Genomic DNA, 23164 nt, shown 5'->3' on the forward strand with positions numbered 1-23164 from the left:
AATTATAACCGATGAAACTTTGACTTGGCTTTGAACCCGCTTGGGTTTGCGGCCAGATCGGGGTTGACCCTTTATGGCTTCTTCTCTGGGCTGGGCACCAGTATTTCGACTTTCAGTTTCTCTTTCAGCAATGCGTAATAGGCCTGCGACTCTGCCCCATTCCACCACTGCGCATACTGCTCCCGGCTTTGGCGCAAAGCTGCTTGCGCGGCCTCATCGCGCGCCACCACACGATTGACGCGCACCAATGCATAACCCTGGGGACCCAGATCGACACCCATCCAGGCCGGCAACTTGGACGAATCAGCACGCAAGGCCGCAGTCAATACTGATGCTGGCAGGTTGAGCGGTTGGTCGCGTGAAACCACCTGTGTCTCAGGCAGACTTGCGGGCGCGCCGCCGGTCTGCCAAAGCGCCAGTTTTTCGGCACCGTCTTTTTTGGCCAGCTCGCTGGCACGCGTCGCGACCACTTGCGCGCGAACCTGCGCTTGAACTTCGGCCAGTGGCAACGTGCGTGCTGGTTGATGCATCACCACACGACCCGCCACCAACTGATTGGAGGCGGTCTCGACCGCCTCGGTATTACGCTTGCTGGCAATCGCGTCTGAAGAAAAAAGAGACGCCAAAAATTTTTCGTTGGCAAGAATACCCGAGGCGCCCGGCAGCGGCTGGCGTGAAAGCTTGTCCTCTGTCTTGATTTCCAGCTTGAGCTTGTCGGCAACAGGCTTCAGGCTGTCGGACTGCTCGTACACCGTGTTGGTAAATACCTCTGCCACTTCTGCAAATTTACGCTGCGCCTGCTGGCTCTTCAGGTCGGCCTCAAGGCTGACACGCAGTTCGTCAAAAGTAAGCTGCTTGGGCAATTTGATGTCGGTGAGCTGGATGATGTGAAAACCAAAGTCGGATTCAACCAACTCGCTGATTGCGCCTTTCTGCATCGCAAAAGCAGCGTCTTCAAACGGTTTGACCATGGCCCCACGGGCAAAGAAATCAAGGTCACCGCCTTTGGCAGCCGAGCCCTGATCCTGTGAGTTTTTGCTGGCGATCTCGGCGAAATTCGCGGGGTTGGCACGCACCGTCTTTAGCAGTTCTTCGGCACGAAGCCTGGCTTTCTGGCGGTCTGCTTCGGCAGCATCTTTGGGCGCATTGATCAAAATATGGCTGGCGCGGCGCTCTTCAACACCACTCAACCGCAGTGCATTCTGTTCGTAATACGACTTCAAGTCAGCTTCTGGAATCTGGATACTCTTCTTGACGGCTTCAAGGTCAAGGACCACGTACTCAATCTGAGCTTGTTCAGGGGCCTGGAAAAGTGCCTGATTGCTTTTGTAAAAAGCTTCCAGTTCGGCCTCGGTCGGAGTGACCTTGGCCGCGTAGTCCCTTGACAACAAGTTGACGACCTGGACTTCGCGCTTTTCAAAGAATGCATTCAATGCCACATCGGCAACGGCGGGCGATGCAAAACTTGAAGCGCGAACACCCATCTCAACTTGCTGTCGGGACAGTTCCAGACGGACATTGTTCTCGAACCCCTCGGGCGTGAAGCCTTGGTTGGCTGCCAGTTGGCGATAGCGCTCCATGTCGATCTTGCCGTCTGCCATGCGCAAGGAGGCAATCGTGGGATCTTCCTGCAAATACCGGGTCAGCCGGCCATCACTGGTGGAAAGCTTGGCTTGCTCGGCGGCAAGCGCCACCACACTGTCACGCACCAACCGCTCCAGCGTGGCATAACGCGCCTCAGGGGAATCCAGTAACTTGGCATCAACGTTGGGCATGGATGCGCGCAGGCGATCAGCTTCTGCCCTGTGGGCTGCGTCCCACTGGCTTTGGGTGATGTCGTTGCCGCCGACGCGCGCTACAGGCTCATCAGGCTCGCTCATGCGGTTGTAGCCGTCGATCCCAAACAAAACAAACGATGGGATGATCAGCAGGAACAACACCGTCATCATGATCTTGGTGTGTTTCCGGAAAATATCGAACATGCGCAAACTCTCCTGTGTGGCAATAAAAAAGGCGAACACGGTGTTCGCCTTGATGTAGGTGGTGGGTGATGACGGGCTCGAACCGCCGACCTACGCCGTGTAAAGGCGCCGCTCTACCAACTGAGCTAATCACCCCACCGATAACAGATTCAATTCAAGGCATCTTTCAATGCCTTACCCGGACGGAACTTGGGAACCTTGGCAGCATCGATTTTAATCGACACGCCAGTGCGTGGATTGCGCCCGGTTCGGGCCGCACGTTTGCCAACCGCAAAGGTGCCAAAGCCAACCAGGGAAACAGAGTCACCCTTGCTCAAAGTAATTTTCACGGCTTCGATGGTGGATTCCAGGGCACGGGCTGCAACCGCTTTGGGAAGATCAGCATCCATGGCAATGAAATCGATTAATTCAGTCTTATTCACAAATTACCTCTCGCAGGGGTTGCATTTAAATCTGGTGTTTCTTTGATCATTTTGAGGAACGAATTACCCTGAAACGAGGGCATGTCTCTCCGACAGGAAAGTGATTCTAGACGGCTTTGGCCAGCCAGCCAGATCATGCCGGGCAAATTTTTCAAGGCTGAATTTGCCGAGCGATCGCAGCACCAAGATCCGATGTGCTGGCTCTACCGCCCAAATCCGGTGTCCGGGGGGCATCGCTTGCGGGCGTCAATACCTGCTCGATGGCGGTCAAAACGGCATCATGAGCGTCCTTGAAACCCAAAAAATCCAGCATCATGGCGCCACTCCAGATTTGACCGATCGGATTGGCGATGGCCCGCCCCGCAATGTCAGGCGCCGAACCGTGCACCGGTTCAAACAGCGATGGAAATTGGCGACTGGGATTGAGGTTGGCGCTTGGCGCAATGGCAATGGTGCCCGTGCAAGCCGGCCCCAAGTCGCTGAGGATGTCGCCAAACAGATTGCTGCCCACCACCACATCAAAAAAGTCGGGCCGCTGGACAAAGTGCGCCGTGAGAATGTCGATGTGAAATTTATCCACACTTACATCAGGGTAGTGTTTGGCCATGGCTTGCACCCGCTCGTCCCAATAAGGCATGGTGATGGCAATGCCATTTGACTTGGTGGCGCTGGTCAGGTGTTTTTTGGGCCGCGACTGCGCCAGATCAAAGGCAAATTTCAGCACCCGGTCAACACCGATGCGCGACATCACGGTTTCCTGCATCACGATCTCGCGCTCGGTGCCGGCATACATGCGCCCGCCAATGCTGGAGTACTCGCCCTCGGTGTTTTCCCGAACGATCACCATGTCGATCTCGCCAGGCAGGCGGGCCGTGCCATCACGCCGCACCACCGGTGCGATGATGCCGGGCATCAAGCGCGCCGGGCGCAGGTTGATGTACTGGTCAAACTCCCGGCGAAACAGCAGCAGCGACCCCCACAACGAGACGTGATCCGGAATTTTCTCGGGCCAGCCGACGGCACCGAAATAAATGGCATCGTGGCCGCCAATCAGGTCTTTCCAGTTGTCGGGCAACATCTTGCCATGCTTGTCAAAATAGTCCCAGCTTGAAAAATCGAAATGGTCAAACTGCAGGTCGATGGCAAATTTGTCAGCCACAGCCTCCAGCACCCGAATGCCTTCCGGCATCACTTCCTTGCCAATGCCATCACCTGCGATCACCGCGATTCTTTTCTTGTTCATGGCGCAATCCTCTTGTTGTTTGAATAAAAATAAGGTCTGATTTTGTCAAAAAGATCAGGTAAATTTGGGCTGACGCACCACCAATGCCACCCCAAATGCCGTTAACAGCGTGCCAAACACCGTGGTGAGGGTGATGGGCTCGGCAAACAGCACCCAGGCCATGAACGCCGTCGTGGGCGGCACCAGGTACATCAGGCTGGTCACCGAGGCGGCAGCGCCTTTTTGAATCAACAGATAAAGCAATGAGCTGCCGCCAAGTGTCAACGCAAGGACCGACCAGGCGATGGCCCCCACCAACTCAGCGTTCCACCTTATGGCTTCCAGCTCAAGCGCAGCCAGCGGTAGCGTGACCAGCAGCGCGGCGCCCAGCTGAACCGTGTTGGCGGTGCGCACGTCACAGGATGTGACGAAGCGCTTTTGGTACAGGGTGCCAATCGTGATGCTGAGCAAGGCGCCCACAATCAGCGACATATTGAGCCAGTTGGCCTCGCCGCCGGTGCCAAATTTGCGCGACACCACCATCAACAACCCGACAAAACCCAGCACCAGGCCCAGCCATTGACGTGTCAGGATTCTGCTGCCAATGGCGGCCAGCCAGAGTGCCGTCAGCACCGGCTGCAGGCCCACAATCAGGGCGGACAGGCCCGAACCCATGCCGAGCTTGACGGCAGCCCAGACGCCACCCAGGTAACCCGCGTGCATGAAGATTCCGGTGACCGCCAGGTGCAGCCACTGCGTGCGATCACTTGGCCACTTCACCCGCGCCAGCACAATCCAGAGCAGGAAGCACGCAATGGACAGGGCATAACGCATCACCAGGAATTTGAAGGGTGGCGCATGCGGCATGCCATAGCGCGCCACGATGAAACCGGTGCTCCAGATCAGCACAAACACCGCCGGCATGACCCTGATCAAGGGCCGCTCGATGGTCACCGTCACTTCACACGCGACCTGATCTCAGGCAAAGCTTTTTGCAGGTAATAAACCATCGACCAGACTGTCATCACTGCCGAAATCCAGATCAGCCAGACACCCCACAAATGGGTGTTGATGACTCCAAACAACATGCCATCAAACAACAGGAACGGAATCGCCACCATTTGCGCAGTGGTCTTGAGCTTGCCGATCATGTGAACGGCGACGCTTTTGGAGGCGCCAATCTGGGCCATCCACTCGCGCAGGGCAGAGATGGCAATTTCCCGGCCAATGATGATCAGCGCCACAAACACGTCGGCACGCCCGAGGTGCACCAGCACCAGCACACAGGCGCAGACCAAGAATTTGTCAGCCACCGGGTCCAGGAACGCGCCGAAGGCAGACACCTGGTTGAGCTTTCGCGCCAGATAGCCGTCAAGCCAGTCGGTGGCGGCAAAGACAACAAACATGACGGTGGCGATCAAATTTTTGGTGTCGGGGCCAATTGGCAGGTAAAACACGCCCACGATCAACGGGATCGCCACAATGCGCGCCCAGGTCATGAGGGTGGGGATGGTCCAGAACATGGCTCAATTGTGGCATGCGCCGCTTGGCAAAAAACGCGCGCGTCAATGCAGGGCGCGGTAAATTTCTGCCGCCAGCTCAGTTGAAATGCCTTCAACCTGCGCAATGTCGGCCTCCGACGCCAGCGCCACGCCGCGCACACCACCAAAGCGCTGCAGCAGGCGGGCGCGCCGTTTCGGGCCAATGCCCGGGATCTCTTCCAGCTTGCCGCCGTCCATGCGCACCTTGGCGCGTGCCGCACGCATGCCGGTGATGGCAAAGCGGTGCGCCTCGTCACGGATCTGCGCCACCAACATCAGTGCGGCGGAGTCCTTGCCCAGATAGACCTTGTCGCGGCCATCGGCAAACACCAGTTCTTCCAGGCCAATGCGCCTGCCCTCGCCCTTTTCCACGCCAACAATCAGCGACAAGTCCAGCCCCAGTTGCTCAAACACCTCGCGCGCCATCGACACCTGGCCCTTGCCGCCATCCACCAGCACCAGGTCGGGCAAACGCCCCGTGCCTGCAGGCAAGGCGCCAGAGCGCTTGGCCTCTGCCAGCGACTCGGCCAGCTTGCTGTACCGACGCAATAACACCTGGCGCATGGCCGCGTAGTCGTCTCCCGGCGTGATGTCGTTGATCTTGAAACGCCGGTACTCGGCGCTTTGCATCTTGTGGTGATGAAACACCACGCAGGACGCCTGAGTCGATTCGCCCGCAGTGTGGGAGATGTCAAAACACTCCACCCGCAGCTCGTCGATGTTGTCGAGCGCCAGGTCCAGCGCTTCCACCAGCGCACGGGTGCGGGCCTGCTGTGAGCCCTCTTCGGCCAACAGCCTGGCCAGTTGCAGGCCGGCATTGGTTTGTGCCATGTCCAGCCAGACCCGGCGCTGTTCGCGCGGGTTGTGCACCGCGCTGACCTTGACGCCGGTTTGCTCGGACAGTGCCTGCAGCAGCCCCTTGTCCACCGGCACACTCACCACCAGCGAGGGCGGCGCGGGCACGTTCAGATAATGCTGGGCAATGAAGGCATCGAGCACCTGCATTTCCAGACTCTGAACGACGCCGGATAATTCGCTTGCCTCTGCCTCCTCCAGCCCCACTGCATCCTCCACATGCACCGGGAAATAGGGCCGGTCCCCCAGATGCCGTCCACCGCGCACCATCGCCAGATTCACACAGGCGCGACCGCCCTGCACTTTCACCGCCAGAATGTCCACATCCCGGTCAGACACGTTGTCCACCGATTGCTGGTGCAGCACATTGGAGAGCGCCGCCACCTGGTTGCGCAGTTCTGCCGCTTGCTCAAATTCAAGCTTGTCGGCATGCAGCATCATGCGTGCCTCAAGCTCCCGCATCACTTCGCGTGCGTCACCATTCAGGAAGCGCTCCGCGTCCAACAGGTCCTGCGCATAGGCGTCAGGTGAGATATGCCCCACACACGGCCCCGAGCAACGTTTGATCTGGTACAGCAGGCAGGGCCGGGTGCGGTTGTTGAACACCGAGTCTTCACAGGTGCGCAACCGGAAGACCTTTTGCATCAGCAAAATGGCTTCCTTGACGGCCCAGGCGCTCGGGTAGGGGCCGAAATAATGGTGCTTCTTTTCCACCGCACCTCGGTAATACGCCACCCTTGGAAACTGCTCCCTGCCGCTGTGTCCAAGTGCCGTAATCTTGAGGTAGGGGTAGCTTTTGTCGTCCCGAAACAGGATGTTGTACTTCGGGTTGAGCGTTTTGATCAGGTTGTTTTCCAGCAGCAGCGCCTCGGCTTCGGAGCGCACCACGGTGGTTTCCAGCCGGGCAATCTTGCTCACCATGTGACCAATACGGGTGCCGCCATGATTTTTCTGAAAATAACTCGAGACCCGCTTTTTCAGGTTGATGGCCTTGCCCACATACAAAACGTTGCCCTGCGCGTCGAAATAGCGGTACACCCCGGGCAAGGCCGGCAGGCTGGCCACATCGCTGAGCAGTTGCTCGGGATGGGCAAACACGGGGGCGTGTTGCTGTGTGGCGTCTTGCGGCAGGTTTGAGGCGTTATCGGACATAGGTGCGTATTGTGGACAATCCGGCCATGCCATGCATAACACCCACCCCCAGGCTGCGTTGGGATATCTTTTGCCGGGTCATCGACAACTTTGGCGACCTCGGCGTGTGCTGGCGTCTGGCCTGCAATCTGGCCGGGCACGGTCAAACCGTTCGCCTGTGGGCAGACGACGTGAGCGCGCTGGCCTGGATGGCGCCGCAGGGCTCGCCAGGCGTCGAGGTGAGAGCCTGGACGACACCCCTCGACATGAGCGGCATCACGCCCGGCGAGGTGTTGGTCGAGGCCTTTGGCTGCGAGATTGATGCCGAGTTCATCGCGGAATACGCAAAATCGCTGAACCGTCACACTCAAAAATGCGCGTGGATCAATCTGGAATACCTGAGCGCAGAAGGTTATGCAGCGGGTTGCCACGGCCTGCCGTCGCCTGTCATGAGCGGTCCTGCTCGCGGCTTGATCAAACACTTTTTCTATCCGGGTTTCACCATGGATACCGGCGGCCTGTTGCGCGAGCCCGACCTCATCGCGCGCCAGACCCGGTTTGACCGCCAGGCCTGGCTGACCGGGCTGGGTGTACCCTGGGGAGGTGAGCGACTGGTGTCGCTGTTCTGTTACGAACCAGCGGGCCTGAGTGACCTGCTGGACAGCTTGGCGCATGGCGTCCAGCCAACCCGGTTGCTGGTCACCGATGGCCGTGCCAGCGCGGCAGTTCGAGCCGAGCTGATCAACAAGAACAGACACCAGCCCCACTGGAACAGAGGCGAAGCGCTCTCAATTTCTTATCTGCCCCCGCTCAGCCAAACTGATTTTGACCATTTGCTGTGGGCCTGCGATGTCAATTTTGTCCGCGGCGAAGACTCGCTGGTGCGCGCCTTGTGGGCCGGAAAGCCTCTTGTGTGGCACATCTACCCCCAACACGATTCAGCCCACGAGGTCAAACTGGATGCGTTTCTGGACTGGCTGCAAGCGCCCACCTCGCTGCGCGCGTTTCATCGCGGCTGGAACGGCCTGGAACGGCCAGCCCCGAGCTTGCAGGACGCACCGTTCGCACCTGAAAACTGGCAGGACTGCGCGACGCAGGCCAGAGCCAGCCTGCTACAACAAGCGGACTTGAGCACAAGGCTGCTCAACTTTATTGCAAAAATCCTCTAAAATAGCGCGTTTTGCGGCGCAGGCTTGAGTTCACTAAAGCCTTGACCGCCCTCGCCGCCTGACGCGCGGCCTACTTTCACCCCTTCGTTACGCTTCCCTATGAAAATCGCTCAAGAAATTCGCGCCGGCAATGTCATCATGCACGGCAAAGACCCCATGGTCGTCCTGAAAACCGAATACAGCCGCGGCGGCCGCAACTCTGCCACCGTGCGCATGAAGCTCAAAAGCCTGATCGCCAACTTCAACACCGAAGTCGTGTTCAAGGCCGACGACAAGCTTGACCAGGTCATCCTGGACAAAAAAGACTGCACCTATTCGTACTTTGCCGATCCCATGTACATCTGCATGGACGAGGAATACAACCAGTACGAAGTCGAAGCAGAAAACATGGGCGACTCGCTCAACTACCTCGACGACGGCATGCCGCTCGAAGTGGTGTTTTATGACGGCAAGGCGATTTCGGTCGAACTGCCCACCAGCGTGGTTCGTGAAATCACCTGGACCGAGCCAGCCGTCAAGGGCGACACCTCGGGCAAGGTACTCAAGCCCGCCAAGCTGGCGACCGGTTTCGAAATTGGCGTGCCGATTTTTGTGGCGCAAGGCGACAAGGTCGAGATCGACACCCGCACCGGCGAATACCGCAAGCGCGTGTAAACACTTGCGCGCAAAGCGCAATCCCTTGAATAGGCTTCTCCGGAAGCCTTTTTTTCGCCTTTTTGCTGCATACATCACGTTTTCATCAAGACATTCCATCCCAAAATCGGAGTAGGCTTCGGTCATGAAACCTGCCGCTGATGCACAAACAACGCCGGGTGCCGAGCCCACCGGCGATTTGACCAGTTCCAGGATCGCGCTGCGCCGGGTAGCCATTGACACCTACCGTGAAAATGTCGCCTACTTGCACCGTGACTGTGCGGTCTATCGGGCCGAAGGTTTCCAGGCCTTGTCCAAGGTGGAAATTCGCGCCAACGGCCAGCACATTCTGGCGACCCTGAACGTGGTTGATGACACTGCCATTGTGGGCTGCGGCGAACTGGGCTTGTCCGAAGACGCGTTCATGCAACTCGCAGTCGAGGAAGGCCATGTGGTTTCAGTGGCGCAGGCCGAACCGCCCGCCTCCATTGGCGCGCTCTACCGAAAAATTGCGGGTGAACGTTTGGGCCTTCAAGATTTTCGGGAAATTGTGAGCGACATTGCCGAGCTTCGCTACTCAAAAATAGAACTGACCGCTTTCGTGGTGGCCACCAACCGGGATGAACTGGACCGCGAGGAAGTGTATTTTTTGACCGAGGCGATGGTCGCCAGCGGCAGAAAGCTCGACTGGCATGAGCCCCTGGTGGTGGACAAACACTGCATTGGCGGCATACCGGGCAACCGCACCTCGATGCTGGTGGTGCCGATCGTTGCCGCGCATGGGCTGCTCTGCCCTAAAACCTCGTCGCGCGCCATCACTTCGCCGGCTGGCACTGCCGACAGCATGGAGGTGCTGGCCAACGTGAAACTGCCGTTTGACAAGCTGGCCGACATTGTGCGCGACCACCGCGCCTGTCTGGCGTGGGGCGGCACCGCCAATTTGTCGCCCGCCGACGATATCCTGATTTCGGTGGAGCGGCCGCTGGCCATTGACTCGCCCGGACAAATGGTGGCCTCCATCCTGTCCAAGAAAATCGCCGCCGGCTCGACCCATCTGGTGCTCGACATTCCGATTGGTCCTAGCGCCAAAGTGCGTTCGATGCCTGAGGCGCAAAGGCTGCGCAGGTTGTTTGAGTATGTCGCCAGCCGCCTGCACCTGTCGCTCGATGTGGTCATCACCGATGGACGTCAGCCGATTGGGCGCGGCATTGGCCCGATGCTGGAGGCCCGTGACGTGATGCGCGTGCTGCAGAACGACCCGCAAGCGCCCAACGACCTGCGGCAAAAAGCCCTGCGCCTGGCGGGACGGCTGATTGAGTGTCACCCCGATGTGCGCGGCGGTGACGGTTTTTCGATTGCGCGCGATATTCTTGATTCGGGTCGGGCGCTCGCCAAGATGAACGCCATCGTTGCCGCGCAGGGCGCCAAGGAATTTGACTTCAACAAGCCAAGTCTCGGAGCCCTGACGTTTGAGGTCCGCGCACCCGCAGACGGCATGGTCATCAATATTGACAATTTGCAGGTGGCGCGTATCGCCCGCCTGGCCGGTGCGCCTAAGGTCGCCTGCGCCGGAATTGACCTGTTTCAAAAACTTGGGGACACTGTCGCGGCAGGCGAGGTTTTGTACCGCGTCCATGCCAGTTTTCAGAGCGACCTTGGCTTTGCCCGCCAAGCCATTGCCAGGTGTAACGGCTTCACCCTGGGCCGGGCCAGTGAGATGTCACATGTCTTTGTGGAGTTTTGATGCACACAGCCCCTCTCATGAAATCCGTACTGTTGCACTTTGACGATGATCTGGACCCCGCAACCCAATTGGCGCGGGCCGCCAACCTGACGCCCCGGCAAGTCGAGCGACACCGTTTTCCGGATGGCGAGATCAAACTGCGCCTGCCAGGCACACTGCCCGCCCACGTGGTCATTCTTCGCTCGCTGAATGACCCGAATGCAAAGCTGATCGAACTGCTGCTGGCGGCGCAAACCGCCCGCACCCTGGGCACCACCTATCTGACGCTGGTGGCACCGTACTTGGCCTACATGCGCCAGGACATCGCCTTTCGCCCTGGTGAGGCCGTCAGCCAGCGCATCGTCGGCCAATTTCTGGCGGGCCTGTTTGATGCCGTGATCACCGTCGACCCTCACTTGCACCGGGTGACCTCGCTGCATGAGGCCGTGCCCATAAAACAGGCCATCGTGCTCAGCGGGGCGCCCTTGTTGTCCGACTGGATTGCGGCGCGGCGTCAACATCCCATGTTCATCGGACCCGATGAAGAGTCGGCCCAATGGATTGCCATGGCAGCCAACCGCCACGGTTTTGATCATGCGGTATGCCGCAAGGTGCGACATGGTGACCGGGCCGTCGAAGTCACGCTGCCCGACGTGACGGTAAGGGGGCGCTGCACCGTGCTGATCGACGATGTGGCCAGCACCGGCCACAGCGTCGCCCGCGCGGCGGAACTGCTGCTGGCAGCGGGTGCCGCGTCGGTCGATGTGGCCGTCACCCATGCCTTGTTTTCTGGCGACGCGCTTCAGGTGATGCAGGACGCTGGCATAGGCGAGGTCTGGAGCACCGACTGCATTGCGCACGCCAGCAATGTTGTCAGCATGACCGGCACCATCGCCGAGGCGCTGGCCCGGCTCGAGCAGAACCTGACCTAGTTGTGTCAGTGCTGTGCGCTGGCGCGGCACGCGACGATGCGTTTTGCCTTGCCGCTGCGCCCCCTGGGAATAGCTTGCCCGAGTTCGCCGAGCACATGAATCGGCTTGAGCCCTTGCTCAAGCGCAAACTCTTTCAGTGCAGCGCGACAGCGCGCCACAACCACAAGCGCATCGGAGGCCTGTGTCGGGAGCCGCAGCACCAGGGTGCGGTCGTCGCGCTGGCGCAAATGAAAGTCGAACACGCCCGCCCGATCCTCCAGCACCGTGGTCAACGCCAACGGCAGCAACGTCACCGGCTGGCCGTCATTGCCTGCCATGACCAGCGCATCGTCCTGGCGACCTTCCACCTCAATGACCGGCAAGCCCGAGCCACAGGCACAGGGGTCGCGATGCAGCTTGACCCTGTCGCCCAGGTCATAGCGGATCAGCGGCTGCACGAAATTTGCCAGGTTGGTCAGCAAGGTGGAGTGGGAAAACTCATCTGCGGGCATGGGCTGGCCGCACGCGTCCACCGGCTCCAGAATCACCCAATCTGCATTGACGTGCAGGCAACGCTGGTCGCACTCCCAGGCGATCGACATGAACTCCGAGGCACCATAGCTGTTGCGCACCGCACACCCCAGCGAGAGCTCCAGGCGCCGGCGCACCGCAGCGCTCAGCGTTTCACCACCGGTCCAGACCTCCCTGGGGGAGAAGTGCAAGGCACCGCCAGCTGCCTCATCCGCCAGCAGGGCAGCCACGGTTGGGTAGGTGGCAATCACCGTTGGCGCGAAAGCATTGAGTTCTTCCACCAGTGAGCGTGTGGACTGAAGCAATGAAAAGCTGCGCAGCGACGGTGCCAGCCAGGGCTGCAACTCGCGCAGTCGTTGCATGCTCACAAAACTGGCAAAGTGACCGCTGGTGACGCCCACGAAGGCGATGCGCTCTGCCAACGCCAGCGGATCAAGCCACCGCTGGATGGGCCGCGGGGCGCTGCGCCGCAGCATCTCCAGCGCGTCGTAGACGGCCATCGTCTGGGCGTTTTGAACAAAAATTCCCGGTTGATGGCTGGTACCCGAACTCTCCCAGACCAAGTATTCCCCCAGAAAGGGTTCCCCGATGCGCTCCGGATCAGCTGCAAACGCTTGAAGTTCGTGCAATTTCAGGTGCGGGTCGGTCACCCAGTCATCAAAACGGTCCATCAGTTGGCGTCTGGTCACCACCGGCAGCGCGGCCAGCGGAGCGCCGCGCGGCCGCATTCCCTGCAAATGGTCGCGGTAAAAGCCGGAGTCGCGCATCGTTGCGGCCAGCAGAAGATCCAACCGGGAGTGTTGCCGATCTGTGAGCGCCTGCGCGGTGGCCCGTCCGCATGCCATGACATCCATCGACACGGCACTGAAACGCACGGGATCAAAAATGGTCGTCATGCAATTCCCCTTTGAACGAACATCATAGGCTGGCCCCCACTGCATCCATTGAGAATTATCATTGGCGGCCTCAACTTTAGATGCTCGTTTACCCGACACAATGACCTGCATGAACAACCTCAAAAAGATACCCCAGCAACTCACCGAACGTCGCCTGGCAGATGCCTGGGCCGAACTGCAGAATCACGCCGACCAAGGCAACCCGCTGCAGGCAGACGCCTACCGCCTGGCCTTTGCCGACCCCGAGTTTCTGCTGCGCCGGGAAACCCGTGGCATCCGCTTTCAGCTGGAAATGCTCAAGCCTGACCTGGACCAGGCGGAACAGGGCATTGAGAACACGGTGGTGGTGTTTGGCAGCGCCCGTTTTCGCGCACCGGAGGACGCCAAAAACAACCTGTACGAGGCACAACTCAGCGGCGACGCCAGTGCTCTGGCTACAGCGCAGCGGCTGGTGCGCAATGCCCGCTATTACGACCAGGCGCGCTTGTTTGCCCGGCTTGTGGCGGACTACAGCATGCACCGCCGGCCCGAGGAGCGCCTGTTCATTGTGACTGGTGGCGGCCCCGGCATCATGGAAGCCGCAAACCGTGGCGCGCATGAGATGGGCGCGCCGAGCGTCGGGCTCAACATCGCCCTGCCTCACGAACAAAAGCACAATCCCTATGTCACGCCCAGCCTGAGCTTCAAGTTTCACTACTTTGCGCTGCGCAAAATGCACTTCATGATGCGGGCCAAGGCGCTGGTGGCTTTTCCCGGCGGCTTTGGTACGCTCGATGAGCTGTTTGAAGTCATCACACTGGTGCAGACCCGCAAGGCAAAACCGGTTCCGATCGTGCTGTACGGCACCGAATACTGGAAACGTCTGATCAATATCGACGCCCTGGTCGAAGAAGGCGCCATCTCTGCGGACGACCTCAAGCTATTTCAGTATGCGGATCAACCGGAAGCCGCCTGGGAGGTGATCAGGGATTTTTACGGTTTGTGAGCGGGCGGGCGCAAGCGCCATGCCGAACGGGCGCCCGCCGCCACGCTGGCACCCACCGTCCAAAACACCAGCGACACGCCCATCACGGCACCTGCGCTGCCAAACAGCATCGGCATCAACACGCTGGATGCGTTGATCGCCATCAGGCGAAAGCCCAACGCCTCGCCATGGCGCGCCTCGGGGGTGATCTGGTGCAAGGTGCTCATGATCATCGGCTGCACCGAGCCCAGTGACAGGCCCAGCAAAACAGAGCACAACCCCATCGTCAGGGCGTTGGGCATGAACGGGTAAATCGCAAACAGCAAACCGGTAGCCAGCATGGCTGTGGTCACCACCACCCATTCATGCAGGCGGGCCGCCAGAAGCGGCAAGGCGACCCTGACAGCCGTGGCGGCGAGGGCAAAGCTGCCCAGAATGGCGCCAATGGCCGAGGCGCTCAGGCCCCGCTCGTGTCCCAGCACCGGCACCACAAAGGTGTGCACATCCCAGCAGGACGACAGCAGCCAGTTCACCAGCATCAGCCGGCGCATCATCGGCTCGCGCAGCAAATCCCAGGCGCGACTCTGCCCGTCACCAGGCTTGACCGGCACCGGTGGCAGCTCCAGGGTGTGACGCACCCACAGCCAGGTCATCAACGGCAGACAAGCCAGCACAAAAAATGCCGCCCGAAAACCAGCCAGGTCAATCAGCAAACCGGCCGTCAGCGGCCCGACAAAGTTGGAAAGCGCCGGACCAATCGAGAGCCAGCTGAACATGCGCTTGAGTTCGGTGGTGTTTTGCGCCGAGCGTCCGACGTGGCGCTGCAGGCTGATGGACGCCACCCCGGTGGCGCCACCGGTCATCAGGGCGCTCAGGCACAGCACCTCGAAGATTGGAAACGCCACCGCCAAACCGGCCCCCGCACTGGCAACCAGCACGCAAAAACCCACCGGCCGCTTGAAACCGTTGCGATCCGCGTAACGACCAGCCGGCAATGCCAGAAACACCTGGGTCAAGGCAAACAAGGACAGCAACAAGCCCACCGCCAAGGCGCTGTTCCCCTCGCGCAGCGCCAGCAACGGGGCCGCCATGCGCAACCCCGCCATGCAGGCGTGCAAACTGATGTGGCCGGCAATCAGGCGGGCCAGTGCCACTGAGCCCAGCGGTGCAGCGGCTTGTGTCACGGGTTGGCCGGCCCGTCCGCGCTATCGAAGTCAATGTCGTGCACGATCAGCGCGGCGCTTTGCGTCTCGGACAAGGCCTCGACATTTTTCAGCGCACGGCCCATGGCGCGGCTGCGGGTTTGCGCGCCGTCAATGGTTTTGAGCACGGTCTCGGTTTGGGTCTTGACCCTGGCCAGCACGTCGCCAAACTTGCCGAATTCGGTTTTTACCGCGCCCAGCACCTGCCAGACTTCGCTGGAGCGTTTCTCCAGCGCCAGGGTCCTGAAGCCCATTTGCAGCGAACTCAGCATGGCCAGCAGAGTGGTTGGGCCGGCCAGTGTGACCCGGCAGTCGCGTTGCAAGGTTTCCATCAGACCGGGACGACGCAGCACTTCGGCGTACAGGCCCTCGGTGGGCAAAAACAGGACGGCGAAGTCGGTGGTAAACGGCGGCTCCAGGTATTTTTCAGAAATCGACTTGGCCTCCAGCCGAATGCGCTGCTCCAGAGCGCGGGCGGCCAATTCTGCCCCCACCGCATCGGCGCGGCCCTGGGCGTCAAGCAGGCGCTCGTAGTCTTCGTTCGGAAACTTGGCGTCAATCGGCAACCACAGGGGTGCGCCTGAATCCGACCGGCCCGGCAGCTTGATGGCAAAGTCGACCACGTTTTTGCTGCCAGGACGCGTTGCCACCTGGGCCGCGTACTGGTCAGGCACAAACACCTGCTCCAGCAGCGATGCCAATTGCGCCTCGCCAAAAATACCACGTGTCTTGACGTTGGTGAGCAGGTGCTTGAGATCTCCCACTCCTTGCGCCAGTGTCTGCATTTCGCCCAGGCCCTTGTGCACCTGCTCCAGGCGGTCGGCCACCTGTTTGAAGCTTTCACCCAGACGCGCCTGCAGCGTGCTTTGCAGCTTTTCGTCGACCGTTGCCCGCATTTCATCAAGCTTGGCCGCGTTGCTGGTCTGCAATTGCGCCAGTTGCTTCTCGAGCGTCTCCCGGATCTCGTTCATGCGCCGGGCGTTTGATTCGCTCAAACCAGACAACTGGTTGGTGAGCGTGTCATGCAAGGTCTTTTGCAGCAAGGCCAGTTGTTGACCAAAGGCGTCGATCTGCGTGTTTTGCGTGCGTGTGGCCTCGGCGCCCTGTTGCACCAGGGTCTGCTGAAACGTGGCAAGGGTCAGCGCGAGTTCCTGACGGCTGTCGCGGGAGGCCTCAAGAATGTCCCGGCGCAGCCCGCGCTCCAACTTGTCCGTGCTCTCCTTGACTTGCTGCACCAGCGGCTCGGTGGCGGAGGTGTCGTCCCGGGGTAGCCGCACCAAAACGAAAATCAGGACGACTGTGTTCAGGATGCCCAGCGCCAGCAGGATCCAGCCAAGGAGATCATTCACGATTTATTCATTCCGGTTTGCAAACAATTCATTGCGCCACGCATCAAGCCAACACAAGCTGCGGGTTCAGGGGCGTGAGGGCTTTGCCATGCACCAGATAACCAATCAGGTTGTCAGCAGCGAGTTGCGCCATGGCCAGGCGCGTGGGCAGGGTGGCGCTGGCAATGTGTGGTGTCAGCACCACATTGGGCAGGGTCAATAAGTCGGGATAAACCCGCGGTTCACCCTCGAACACATCAAGCCCGGCGGCAGCAATGGTGCCCTGCTTCAAGGCGACCGCCAGGGCCGCATCGTCCACAATGCCGCCGCGGGCAATGTTGATCAGCGTGGCCGTGGGTTTCATTTGCGCCAGTTCGTCGGCCCCGATGGCGTGGTGAGCCTCGGGGGAATACGGCAGGACCAGAATCAGATGGTCGGATTGCTGCAGCAACTCCTGCTTGCTGACCAAGGTGGCGCCGCAAGCCAACTCGGTGGCGGCATCCAGGCGTGAGCGGTTGTGATAAATCACCTTCATGCCGAAACCGAGCGCACCCCTCCTGGCGATGGCCTGGCCAATGCGCCCCATCCCCAAAATGCCCAGTGTGCTGCCGTGCACGTCGGAGCCGGCGAACATGTCGTAGCGCCAGCTGTTCCATAAACCGGCGCGCAAGAACCGCTCGCTTTCGGCCATGCGCCGGGCCGTGGCCATGATGAGGGCAAAACCAAAATCTGCCGTGGTCTCGGTCAGCACATCAGGGGTGTTGGTGGCCAGCACACCGGCAGCGGTCATGGCTTCGAGGTCGAAGTTGTTGTAACCCACCGCCATGTTGGCGCAAATCCTGAGCTCCGGACAATCTGCCAAAAGCCCGGCATTAATGCGTTCGCTTCCAGTGGTGAACGCACCTTGTTTGCCTTGCAACTGCTCTGTGAGTTGTGCCGGGCTCCAAAGCACATCGTCCTGATTGGAGGTCACTTCAAAATGCTGCTCCAGCAGGGCAAGTGTCTGTGGAAAAACAGCGCGTGCAACCAGAATTTTGGGGTTCATATCGAGACTCCTGACGCAGTTTAAATGCTTGAAACACACTTTTTTTAAAGTACCATTGTCATTCATCTGGGATCCTTTTCGGCCCGGCCGCGCCAACCCAATCCCCTCTATTTTTGTCGATTTGGCGTGCCGTTTTAACCGCTTCAATTCAACTCAAGACCTGTCTACAATCGCCCAAACTTAAATTCTCAGAACGCCACTTCCGTGATTCGCTCATTCAGCCTGTTCGTTTTTTTATACATCTTCTGGCTCCTGTTGTCAGGTCTTTACACGCCATTTTTAACACTGTCGGGCGTGGGTTGTGCATTGGCCGTGACCTGGTTTGCGCGACGCATGCACGTGGTTGACGCTGAGGGCCACCCGATCCAATTGGGGCTGCATGCCCTGGTCTACTGGGTTTGGCTTTTCAAGGAGATCATCAAATCCGGCTGGTACGTCAGCAAAATCATTTTGCATCCCAGGATGCCCATCAGTCCGACATTGGTGCGCTTCAAACCCACCCAACGAACACAGGTCGGGCTGGTGTTGCATGGCAACTCCATCTCACTCACCCCCGCCACCATCACCATTGAAGCCAATGCCCAGGAGTTCTTTGTGCACGGCTTGACCCGCGAGTCTGCGCATGCGGTGGTGGACAGCGAAATGGACCGGCGTGTCACGGCCTGCGAGGGCAAAGGCTGATGTTCGCGGCCGCTGCCCTCGCGCTGCTGGTCTCCCTGGCCCTGGCTCTGACGCGCGCTGCTTTGGGACCAACGGTTTTTGACCGGGCGCAGGCGGCCAACACCATTGGCACGTTGGCCATGTTGCTGCTGGCTGTCATGGGGTTTCTGAATGGTCGCCCCGAGTTTCTGGATCTGGCGATCGTGTACGGCCTGCTGAACGTGATCGGTACGATTGCCGTGCTCAAGTATTTCCAACGCGGTGATTTGGGGGATCCGGGTGATGACCCAAATGAATCAACGGCAGAAGAGAAGCCCTCCGCATGAGCATACTCATTACTTCAGCGAGTTGGTTGTTCCTGGTGCTCGGTGGTGTTTTTTGCATCGTGGGTGCCATCGGCTTGGTGCGTATGCCTGATTTTTATACCCGGATGCATGCCGCCAGCGTGATCGAAACACTCGGCGCCGGGCTGATATTGCTGGGGCTGATGCTGCAGGCAGGGCTCACCCTGGTGACCGTCAAACTGCTCATGGTGGGCTTGTTGATTCTGTTTGTCAGCCCGACAGCCACGCATGCGTTGGCGCGTGCCGCCATGGTCCGGGGGCTCAAGCCCTTGCTGGCACCCGAGGAGAAAATACCATCGAAGCCTTGATCATTAACGTGCTGATGGTCATGATGGCGGTGAGCGTGCTGGTCATCATCCGCAGCCGCAACCTGTTTGCTGTGATCCTGCTCAGCGGCATTTACAGCTTCCTGATGGCCACTGTGCTGGTGGCCATGGACGCGGTTGACGTGGCCATGACCGAAGCGGCGGTGGGTGCGGGTATCTCGACTGTTCTTTTGCTGGCCGCGCTCTACCTGGGTAAAAGCGAAGAGGCTCACCCGCCCAGCAAGCCATTTCTGCCACTTTTGGTTTCAATGTCTGTGGGTGGCATGCTGGTGTACGGCACCCTTGGCCTGCCTGACTTTTCGGATCCCAAGGCACCCATCCATGTGCATGTTGCGCCACGATACCTGAATGAGATGAAGCAAGAGGTCGATGTGCCCAACGCCGTCACCGCCGTATTGGCCAGCTACCGTGGTTTTGACACGTTGGGTGAAACCGTGGTGGTCTTCACCGCCGGCGCCGGAGTGGTTGCCCTGTTGCGACGCCGCCGAAAGGGGCGCAAGCCGTGAAAAACGACCTGATTCTGCGGGTCATCGCCAAGCTGCTGATCCCGTTTATTTTGCTGTTTGCCCTGTATGTGCAGTTTCACGGCGACTTTGGTCCGGGTGGCGGCTTCCAGGCGGGCGTGATCCTGGCGGCCGCCGTTATTTTTTATGCCCTCATTTATGGTTTGGCCGATGCCCGCAAGGTGGTGCCTGAACCTCTGGTGGAATCCATGATGGCGATTGGTGTGCTGATTTACGCTGGAGTCGGTGTGGCGGGTTTGCTGCTGGGAGGCAATTTTCTTGACTACTTTGTGCTCGACCCCAACCCGGTGCTTGGCCAGCATCGTGGCATTTTCTGGGTCGAGGTGGGAGTCGCCACCACGGTATCAGGCGTGATGCTCAAGATCTTTTACATGTTTGCTGACCGCGGCAAGGCGGACGAAGAATGAGCGGCGTCAGCACTCCAGCGGCATTGGGCAGCCACTTCACCTATTTCATCACCATCTTTCTGATGGTCGCGGGCTTGTTCATCGTCATCTCGCGCACCAATCTGATCAAAAAGCTGGTCGGCCTCGGCATTTTTCAAACGTCGGTTTATCTGCTTTACATCGGGCCGGGCAAATTGATTGGCGGCACCGCCCCCATCCTGAGCGACGCGTTCACGGTCTATTCAAACCCTCTGCCGCATGTTCTGATTCTGACGGCCATTGTGGTGGGGGTGGCAATCCTGGCTTTGGGACTGGCCCTGGTGGTGCGCATTCGCGAGGCCTACGGCACCATCGAGGAAGATGACATCCTGGCCCAGGAAGCCCAGTCAGAAGGCGACGGTAACGCACCATGAGTTTGGCCCAGCACCTGCCTGCATTGCAAGTTGTTGTCCCGCTGATCGCAGCGCCACTCACGGTGCTGCTGCGCCAGCGCAGTGTGGCTTTTGCCGTGGCGCTGGTGGCAAGCTGGATTGCTTTTGCGATCTCGATCCTGTTGTGGTTGCAGGTAGCCAGCGGCGGCACCATCAGCTACGCCATTGGCAGCTGGCCTGCGCCCTGGGGTATCGAATACCGGGTTGATCGCTTGAGTTCTTTCTTGCTGGTGCTGGTGTCCGGCATTGCCGCCCTGGTGCTGCCTTTCAGTCGCTCCAGCATCGAAGCCGAAGTGCCGCCGCAGCAGCACTATCTTTTTTACACCATGTTTGTGTTGTGTCTGGCCGGACTGCTTGGCATTGCAATCACCGGGGATGCGTTTAATATTTTCGTTTTCATTGAAGTCTCCTCGCTCTCGGCTTATGTGCTGATTGCGCTCGGACGCGATCGCCGGGCGCTGTTTGCCGCTTACCAGTACCTGATCATGGGCTCCATCGGTGCCACCTTTCTGGTGGTCGGGATCGGTTTGCTCTACCTCATGACAGGCACCCTGAACCTGGCTGACATGGGGCAGCGTCTTGCCTCGGTGCAGGGCACACGGCCGGTCTTGGCAGCGCTGGCCTTCATTACCGTGGGTATATCGCTCAAGCTTGCGCTGTTCCCGCTCCACCAGTGGTTGCCAAACGCCTACGCTTACGCCCCTTCGGCAGTGTCGGCATTTTTGGCTGCCACGGCCACCAAGGTGGCGGTGTACGTGTTGCTGCGCTTCTATTTCTCGGTGTTTGGCGAATCAGCGGTATTTGCCAAACTGCCAATGCAGGAAATGATGTTGCTGCTGGCGCTGGCCGGCATGTTTGCGGCCTCCACCATTGCCATTTTTCAAACTGACCTGAGGCGTTTGTTTGCCTATTCGAGCGTGGCACAGATTGGCTACATCATTCTTGGCCTGTCATTCAACTCGGTCAACGGACTGACCGCCAGCATCGTGCACCTGTTCAACCATGGCGTGACCAAGGGCGCCATCTTCATGCTGCTCGGGTGCGTTGCGCTCGGCGTGGGTGGCACCAGCCTGGCACGGGTGCAGGGTCTGGGCAAACGCATGCCGCTGGCCAGCTTCGGCATCGTGATTGGCGGGCTATCGTTAATGGGCGTGCCGGGCACGGCCGGTTTTATCAGCAAGTGGTATTTGCTGTTGGCGGCACTGGAAAAAGGCCAATGGTGGCTGGTGTTCATGATTGTGCTGTCATCCCTGCTGGCCGCTGTTTACGTCTGGCGCTTTGTCGAAGCGGCGTACCTGCGTGAGCCGCGCCAGGACGCAGCCAATGTCACTGCAACACCCTGGTTGATGTCTGTTCCCACTGCTGTCATGGTGCTTGCCATTGTGTATTTCGGACTTGACACTTCATTCACCCTTGGCACTGCCACTGAGGCTGCTGCGGCACTGCTCAGGGGGACACGCTGATGCTGACACCCGAACAAGCCATTCTGGCGTCCATGGCGCTGCCTTCGGTCGGCGCGTTGTTGATCTCATTGGCAGGGCGCAGCCCCAATCTGCGTGAAGCCGTCACCCTGCTGACATCCACCCTGCTGCTGGCGGTGGTGTTGACGTTGCTGCCGCTGGTCATGGCTGGCGCGCGCCCCAGTCTGGTCCTGTTCAGCTTGCTGCCGGGCCTGGACATTGCCTTTCAGGTCGAGCCGCTCGGCATGCTGTTTGCACTCATTGCATCAGGCCTGTGGATTGTCAATTCACTTTACTCGATCGGTTACATGCGTGGCAACAAGGAAGCCAACCAGACACGATTTTTTGTCTGCTTTGCGCTTTCCCTGGCTGCCACGATGGGCATTGCCTTCTCCGGCAACCTGCTCACCCTGTTCGTCTTCTATGAGGTGCTGACACTCAGCACCTACCCCCTGGTCACCCACGCCGGAACTGAAAAAGCGCGCGACGGCGGACGGGTTTACCTTGGTCTGCTGTTGGGCACATCCACCGTTTTCCTGCTGCCGGCCCTGGTGTTCATTTGGTATATCGCGGGGACCACCGACTTCACGGTGGGCGGCATACTGGCCGACAAGCTCAAACCCGGCGAATTGGCGCTGCTGCTGGGTTTGTGCGTATTTGGCATTGGCAAGGCGGCGCTCATGCCGTTTCACCGCTGGCTGCCGGCCGCCATGGTGGCACCCACGCCAGTGTCGGCACTGCTGCATGCAGTGGCCGTGGTCAAGGCTGGTGTTTTCAGCGTGGTCAAGGTGGTGGTCTACGTCTTTGGCGTTGACACCCTGGCCACCGCTGGCGCCACAAATTGGCTGGTGGTCGTGGCCGGTTTCAGCATCATTGCAGCCTCTGGGGTGGCACTGACCGCTGACAACCTGAAACGTCGGCTCGCCTACTCCACGGTCAGCCAACTGTCTTACGTCACGATGGCTGCCGCCCTGCTGGCGCCCTTGTCCCTGGTGGGAGCTGTGTTGCATATTGCAGCCCACGCCGTTGGCAAGATCACGCTGTTCTTTGCCGCTGGCGCCATTTACACTGCGGCCCACAAAACCGAGGTCAGCCAGCTTGACGGCATTGGCCGGCGCATGCCCTGGACCATGGGTGCCTTTGCCATTGCCGCGCTGTCGATGATCGGCCTGCCGCCGGCCGTCGGCTTTATTTCCAAGTGGTACATGTTGTCGGGAGCCATGGCCAGCCAGCACTGGCTGGCGGTCTCTGTCATCGTGTTGAGCACACTGCTCAATGCCGGTTATTTTCTGCCCATTGTTTACCGGGCATTCTTTGTTGCAGCGCCCGCCGATCCGCACGGCCATCCACACGGTGAAGCACCCTTACCCATGGTGATCGCCCTGACCGCAACCGCGGCTGCCACGGTGCTGTTGTTTTTCTTTCCTGACGTGCCCCTGGCGCTGGCCCGTCAAATGATCAACCCGTGAGGATGAACC

The 23164-nt window shown here is 59.5% G+C and carries 23 protein-coding genes and 1 tRNA gene; 13 read left to right on the forward strand and 11 right to left on the reverse strand.

Annotation, left to right across the window (positions count from 1 at the left end):
• Positions 1 to 71: 71 nt before the first annotated feature.
• From GPS82_RS01080 to uvrC, 7 genes are all read right to left on the reverse strand, one after another.
• Positions 72 to 1982 (reverse strand): SurA N-terminal domain-containing protein, encoded by a 1911-nt coding sequence (locus GPS82_RS01080; RefSeq protein ID WP_296490306.1) that lies wholly within the window; start codon positions 1980 to 1982, stop codon positions 72 to 74.
• A 59-nt stretch (positions 1983 to 2041) separates the two neighbouring features.
• Positions 2042 to 2117, reverse strand: a tRNA-Val gene (locus tag GPS82_RS01085).
• Positions 2118 to 2131: 14 nt separating this feature from the next.
• Complete coding sequence (locus tag GPS82_RS01090; RefSeq protein WP_296490232.1) at positions 2132 to 2404, reverse strand: HU family DNA-binding protein; 273 nt, start codon at positions 2402 to 2404, stop codon at positions 2132 to 2134.
• Between the two features lie 151 nt (positions 2405 to 2555).
• Positions 2556 to 3647, reverse strand: a complete 1092-nt coding sequence (locus tag GPS82_RS01095; protein ID WP_296490233.1) for a tartrate dehydrogenase — start codon at positions 3645 to 3647, stop codon at positions 2556 to 2558.
• 54 nt (positions 3648 to 3701) lie between these two features.
• Positions 3702 to 4550 carry a DMT family transporter gene (locus GPS82_RS01100; protein WP_296490308.1) on the reverse strand — a complete coding sequence of 283 codons (849 nt, stop codon included), beginning with the start codon at positions 4548 to 4550 and terminating at the stop codon, positions 3702 to 3704.
• A 32-nt stretch (positions 4551 to 4582) separates the two neighbouring features.
• The gene (gene pgsA, locus GPS82_RS01105; protein WP_296490235.1) at positions 4583 to 5149 is read right to left on the reverse strand and encodes a CDP-diacylglycerol--glycerol-3-phosphate 3-phosphatidyltransferase; all 567 of its coding nucleotides are present in this window, start codon (positions 5147 to 5149) and stop codon (positions 4583 to 4585) included.
• Positions 5150 to 5191: 42 nt separating this feature from the next.
• Positions 5192 to 7174, reverse strand: coding sequence for an excinuclease ABC subunit UvrC (uvrC, locus tag GPS82_RS01110; protein WP_296490237.1), 1983 nt, complete (start codon positions 7172 to 7174; stop codon positions 5192 to 5194).
• A 26-nt stretch (positions 7175 to 7200) separates the two neighbouring features.
• Between uvrC and earP the strand changes: the two genes are divergently transcribed.
• From earP to GPS82_RS01130, 4 genes are all read left to right on the forward strand, one after another.
• Complete coding sequence (gene earP, locus GPS82_RS01115; RefSeq protein WP_296490239.1) at positions 7201 to 8322, forward strand: elongation factor P maturation arginine rhamnosyltransferase EarP; 1122 nt, start codon at positions 7201 to 7203, stop codon at positions 8320 to 8322.
• A 99-nt stretch (positions 8323 to 8421) separates the two neighbouring features.
• Entirely contained in the window at positions 8422 to 8976 is a 555-nt protein-coding gene (efp, locus tag GPS82_RS01120; protein ID WP_296275243.1) for an elongation factor P, read from the forward strand.
• Positions 8977 to 9100: 124 nt separating this feature from the next.
• On the forward strand, positions 9101 to 10699 hold the full coding sequence (locus GPS82_RS01125; protein ID WP_296490241.1) for a thymidine phosphorylase family protein: 1599 nt from the start codon (positions 9101 to 9103) through the stop codon (positions 10697 to 10699).
• Positions 10700 to 10716: 17 nt separating this feature from the next.
• Positions 10717 to 11610 (forward strand): ribose-phosphate diphosphokinase, encoded by an 894-nt coding sequence (locus GPS82_RS01130; protein WP_296490243.1) that lies wholly within the window; start codon positions 10717 to 10719, stop codon positions 11608 to 11610.
• Between the two features lie 5 nt (positions 11611 to 11615).
• On the opposite strand, the gene GPS82_RS01135 is transcribed toward GPS82_RS01130, so the two are convergent.
• Positions 11616 to 13016 carry an AMP-binding protein gene (locus GPS82_RS01135; protein ID WP_296490245.1) on the reverse strand — a complete coding sequence of 467 codons (1401 nt, stop codon included), beginning with the start codon at positions 13014 to 13016 and terminating at the stop codon, positions 11616 to 11618.
• Between the two features lie 109 nt (positions 13017 to 13125).
• Here GPS82_RS01135 and GPS82_RS01140 point away from each other — a divergent pair, with 109 nt between their 5' ends.
• Positions 13126 to 14001 (forward strand): TIGR00730 family Rossman fold protein, encoded by an 876-nt coding sequence (locus GPS82_RS01140; RefSeq protein ID WP_296490246.1) that lies wholly within the window; start codon positions 13126 to 13128, stop codon positions 13999 to 14001.
• Here GPS82_RS01140 and GPS82_RS01145 read toward each other — a convergent pair.
• From GPS82_RS01145 to GPS82_RS01155, 3 genes are all read right to left on the reverse strand, one after another.
• Entirely contained in the window at positions 13989 to 15086 is a 1098-nt protein-coding gene (locus GPS82_RS01145; protein WP_363716793.1) for an MFS transporter, read from the reverse strand. The genes GPS82_RS01140 and GPS82_RS01145 overlap by 13 nt on opposite strands.
• Positions 15087 to 15160: 74 nt before the next feature.
• Positions 15161 to 16531, reverse strand: a complete 1371-nt coding sequence (rmuC, locus tag GPS82_RS01150) for a DNA recombination protein RmuC (protein ID WP_296490250.1) — start codon at positions 16529 to 16531, stop codon at positions 15161 to 15163.
• Between the two features lie 43 nt (positions 16532 to 16574).
• The gene (locus GPS82_RS01155) at positions 16575 to 17555 is read right to left on the reverse strand and encodes a D-glycerate dehydrogenase (protein WP_296490252.1); all 981 of its coding nucleotides are present in this window, start codon (positions 17553 to 17555) and stop codon (positions 16575 to 16577) included.
• A 204-nt stretch (positions 17556 to 17759) separates the two neighbouring features.
• Between GPS82_RS01155 and GPS82_RS01160 the strand changes: the two genes are divergently transcribed.
• Genes GPS82_RS01160 through GPS82_RS01195 form a run of 8 tightly spaced genes read left to right on the forward strand, consistent with a single transcriptional unit; the run spans position 17760 to position 23155 of the window.
• Positions 17760 to 18236: a Na+/H+ antiporter subunit E gene (locus GPS82_RS01160; protein WP_296490253.1), complete on the forward strand. Its 477-nt coding sequence runs from the start codon at positions 17760 to 17762 to the stop codon at positions 18234 to 18236.
• Positions 18236 to 18541, forward strand: coding sequence for a monovalent cation/H+ antiporter complex subunit F (locus GPS82_RS01165; RefSeq protein WP_296490254.1), 306 nt, complete (start codon positions 18236 to 18238; stop codon positions 18539 to 18541). The genes GPS82_RS01160 and GPS82_RS01165 overlap by 1 nt, the downstream gene beginning before the upstream one ends.
• Positions 18538 to 18867 (forward strand): monovalent cation/H(+) antiporter subunit G, encoded by a 330-nt coding sequence (mnhG, locus tag GPS82_RS01170; RefSeq protein WP_296490255.1) that lies wholly within the window; start codon positions 18538 to 18540, stop codon positions 18865 to 18867. The genes GPS82_RS01165 and mnhG overlap by 4 nt, the downstream gene beginning before the upstream one ends.
• Positions 18864 to 19391: a DUF4040 domain-containing protein gene (locus GPS82_RS01175; protein WP_296490257.1), complete on the forward strand. Its 528-nt coding sequence runs from the start codon at positions 18864 to 18866 to the stop codon at positions 19389 to 19391. The genes mnhG and GPS82_RS01175 overlap by 4 nt, the downstream gene beginning before the upstream one ends.
• Positions 19388 to 19816, forward strand: coding sequence for a Na(+)/H(+) antiporter subunit B (locus tag GPS82_RS01180; protein WP_296490259.1), 429 nt, complete (start codon positions 19388 to 19390; stop codon positions 19814 to 19816). The genes GPS82_RS01175 and GPS82_RS01180 overlap by 4 nt, the downstream gene beginning before the upstream one ends.
• Positions 19813 to 20208, forward strand: a complete 396-nt coding sequence (locus tag GPS82_RS01185) for a cation:proton antiporter subunit C (RefSeq protein ID WP_296490260.1) — start codon at positions 19813 to 19815, stop codon at positions 20206 to 20208. Before GPS82_RS01180 ends, GPS82_RS01185 begins: the two co-directional genes overlap by 4 nt.
• Positions 20205 to 21689 (forward strand): monovalent cation/H+ antiporter subunit D family protein, encoded by a 1485-nt coding sequence (locus GPS82_RS01190; protein WP_296490262.1) that lies wholly within the window; start codon positions 20205 to 20207, stop codon positions 21687 to 21689. Before GPS82_RS01185 ends, GPS82_RS01190 begins: the two co-directional genes overlap by 4 nt.
• On the forward strand, positions 21689 to 23155 hold the full coding sequence (locus GPS82_RS01195; RefSeq protein WP_296490263.1) for a proton-conducting transporter membrane subunit: 1467 nt from the start codon (positions 21689 to 21691) through the stop codon (positions 23153 to 23155). The genes GPS82_RS01190 and GPS82_RS01195 overlap by 1 nt, the downstream gene beginning before the upstream one ends.
• Positions 23156 to 23164: the final 9 nt, after the last annotated feature.

The sequence above is a fragment of the Rhodoferax sp. genome (genome assembly GCF_011391645.1).
In the GTDB taxonomy this organism is placed as follows: domain Bacteria; phylum Pseudomonadota; class Gammaproteobacteria; order Burkholderiales; family Burkholderiaceae_C; genus Rhodoferax.